The organism is Pseudomonas entomophila (assembly GCF_029193575.1).
In the GTDB taxonomy this organism is placed as follows: Bacteria; Pseudomonadota; Gammaproteobacteria; order Pseudomonadales; family Pseudomonadaceae; genus Aquipseudomonas; species Aquipseudomonas entomophila_G.
This window is the reverse complement of record NZ_JARGCS010000021.1, coordinates 1-3670: the sequence shown is the minus strand read 5'-3', so window position 1 is coordinate 3670 and position 3670 is coordinate 1. Positions and strand designations below refer to the sequence as shown.

The 3670-nt window shown below is 66.2% G+C and carries 1 protein-coding gene and 1 pseudogene; both read left to right on the top strand.

What is annotated here, in order from left to right:
* Positions 1-2286: RHS repeat-associated core domain-containing protein (locus P0Y43_RS10005; protein WP_275637132.1), on the top strand; the 2286-nt coding region annotated here is incomplete at its 5' end.
* Between the two features lie 25 nt (positions 2287-2311).
* Positions 2312-3670: pseudogene (locus tag P0Y43_RS10000) on the top strand (hypothetical protein); the annotation flags it as partial.

Here is a 3670-nt window from a genome sequence, read left to right as displayed (position 1 = left end):
GGCTTCGAGTACCTGCCCGGCCAACTTCCGCCCAGTGCCAACCGCTTGCCCGACGGCACGCGCGTCGCCTACACCTACGAGGCCGCCCTCGACAACCAGGTGCTCAGCATCACCCCTGCTGGCGAACCCGCCAATACCTTCACCTACCACCCCCGCCTCGGCCAGCCCGACACCAGCAGCGGCCCCCTCGGCACGCTCGACCTTACCTACACCCCCTCCGGCAAACCGCTAGAGGACACCTGGACCGTCGAGGGCAACACTCACGCCACCACCTGGCGCCACTCGCTCAATGGCCTGCGCCAGGGTCTCGTCGATAGCCACGGCAGCGACCACCGCTACGAATACGACCGCTTCGGCCGCCTGGAAAAACACCTGCAGGACGACGTCACCACCGCCTTCACCTTCGACACCTTTTCCCGTGTCGAAACCGTCACCACCACCGACGCCAGCAACCGCCTGGTCCAAACCCTCACCTACGACGGCCTCGGCCGCGAGCACACCCGCACCTTCGCCGCCACCACGGCCGGCAGTACCCGCACCTGCACGCAGACCTTGCTGTATTCCGACTTGGACCAAGTGGTTTCGCGGGCCTGGGAAGACGGCGCCATCCAAGGCCAGGAAACCTTCGACTACGACAGCCTTGGCCGCCTGACCACCTACACCGCCGACGCCGCCGTCGCGCCGCAAGACCCCTTCGGCAACCGCATCATCGAACAGGTCTTCACCTTCAACGCCCTGGACGGCTACACCCAGGTCGACAGCACCTTCGCCGACGGCAGCACCGACAAGGCCACCTTCACCTACGACAATACCCAAGACCCCACCCAGGTCACCACCATCGCCCATACCCATTCCAGCTGGCCAGCGTCGATTACCCTCGACTACGACGCTTGTGGCCGGGTCATCGCCGACAGCCTCGGCCGCACCCTCACCTGGGACGCCCAGGACCGCCTCACCCGGGTCCAGTACAACGGCCAGACCTGCGACTACCGCTACGACCCCAGCGGCAACCTCACCGACCGCGTGCTCGACGGCACCCTCACCCGCAGTTTCTTCAGCGCCGGCCTGCTCACCCACGAGCAGACCGGCGATGACCTGCTCCAGCGCATCGGCGAAAACGGCGCGCTGTTCGCCCTCAACCGCATCACCGCCGGCGTGCGTCGCGTCACCCTGCTCGGCTGCGACGCCCAGGGCAGCGTGCGCCTGGAGGCCGACGACGCCGTGCGTACCCGGCACTACAGCGCCCATGGCGCCGAGGCCGAAGACCCCACCAACGGTCCCTACGGCTATGCAGGCGAGCGCCGCGAACCCTTGACCGGCTGGTACATCCCTGGCGGCTACCGACCCTACGACCCTATCGTCATGGGCTTTCTCAGCCCCGACAGCGAGAGCCCGTTCGGGCGCGGTGGGCTGAACCCCTACGCCTACTGCGGCGGCGACCCGGTCAACCGTATCGACCCGGATGGCCACAGTTGGTGGGGGTGGGTGAAGTTTGGCGTAGGCATGCTCCTGGGAGTCGTGGGGACCGCTATCAGCTTTGGCGCTTTAGCTCCCGTATTCGCTGCTGGCCTGGGTGCCCTGACGGTGAGCGGGGCGCTCGCCATAGCCTCCGCTGGTTTCGGCGCCATTTCCGTCGGTACCGCCATTTCCGCTGCGGTGCTGGAAGCGACCGACACGGATGCCAAAGCTGCCGGCATACTGGGTTATGTCTCCCTTGTCACGGGATGGGTCAGCACGATAACGGGGTTTGGGCCAAAAGCGATCAAGCTGCACAACGCCCGAAAAGTCACCAATCGCTTTCCCACTACCGGCGTGGACAAGCTCAGCGTAGGTAGAATTCGACAACCCGCGTTCGACGGTGCGCCGCGTAGCCCCTCACTTGGCCGCGGCACTGCTCCCTCTTCACCTGCCAGGGTTCCCGCGTCGCACTCAGGCGCTCGTGCCCTCAACAGGCAAGGCGCTTTACCCTCCGATCCCCCTGATATGGAGATGGTCGTATTCAAACGCGCGAGCGCGCCTGAGGTTGCTAACCCTGTCACGGATATTGGCCCGCGCGCGCCCCAACCAACGGCTCCCCTCAAGCAAGCCGGCAGCGCCCAGAAAACGGCGTTATCGCCCGAGGGGCAGGGTGCGACATCCGGGGTTAGCCAACGTGTAGAGAACATCGTCAGACGTTCGAGCACCGATTTCTACAGAACGGACGATCGTGTGAGATTCGACCGCGCGTCCCCGCTGCGCAGGCCCGTCCGTCGAAGATTCGCCCCCCCTGATAGCAATAACCCGTGATCATCACTGAATGGGGGTCATAGCCATGGCAGCATCCACTCCTATCGGTCTTGCCAAACAGACCTTCGACGGCCTGGGCCGCCAGCTCAGCGTCGTCGTCGGCGGGCGCGCCACTGGCTTCGAGTACCTGCCCGGCCAACTTCCGCCCAGTGCCAACCGCTTGCCCGACGGCACGCGCGTCGCCTACACCTACGAGGCCGCCCTCGACAACCAGGTGCTCAGCATCACCCCTGCTGGCGAACCCGCCAATACCTTCACCTACCACCCCCGCCTCGGCCAGCCCGACACCAGCAGCGGCCCCCTCGGCACGCTCGACCTTACCTACACCCCCTCCGGCAAACCGCTAGAGGACACCTGGACCGTCGAGGGCAACACTCACGCCACCACCTGGCGCCACTCGCTCAATGGCCTGCGCCAGGGTCTCGTCGATAGCCACGGCAGCGACCACCGCTACGAATACGACCGCTTCGGCCGCCTGGAAAAACACCTGCAGGACGACGTCACCACCGCCTTCACCTTCGACACCTTTTCCCGTGTCGAAACCGTCACCACCACCGACGCCAGCAACCGCCTGGTCCAAACCCTCACCTACGACGGCCTCGGCCGCGAGCACACCCGCACCTTCGCCGCCACCACGGCCGGCAGTACCCGCACCTGCACGCAGACCTTGCTGTATTCCGACTTGGACCAAGTGGTTTCGCGGGCCTGGGAAGACGGCGCCATCCAAGGCCAGGAAACCTTCGACTACGACAGCCTTGGCCGCCTGACCACCTACACCGCCGACGCCGCCGTCGCGCCGCAAGACCCCTTCGGCAACCGCATCATCGAACAGGTCTTCACCTTCAACGCCCTGGACGGCTACACCCAGGTCGACAGCACCTTCGCCGACGGCAGCACCGACAAGGCCACCTTCACCTACGACAATACCCAAGACCCCACCCAGGTCACCACCATCGCCCATACCCATTCCAGCTGGCCAGCGTCGATTACCCTCGACTACGACGCTTGTGGCCGGGTCATCGCCGACAGCCTCGGCCGCACCCTCACCTGGGACGCCCAGGACCGCCTCACCCGGGTCCAGTACAACGGCCAGACCTGCGACTACCGCTACGACCCCAGCGGCAACCTCACCGACCGCGTGCTCGACGGCACCCTCACCCGCAGTTTCTTCAGCGCCGGCCTGCTCACCCACGAGCAGACCGGCGATGACCTGCTCCAGCGCATCGGCGAAAACGGCGCGCTGTTCGCCCTCAACCGCATCACCGCCGGCGTGCGTCGCGTCACCCTGCTCGGCTGCGACGCCCAGGGCAGCGTGCGCCTGGAGGCCGACGACGCCGTGCGTACCCGGCACTACAGCGCCCATGGCGCCGAGGCCGAAGACCCC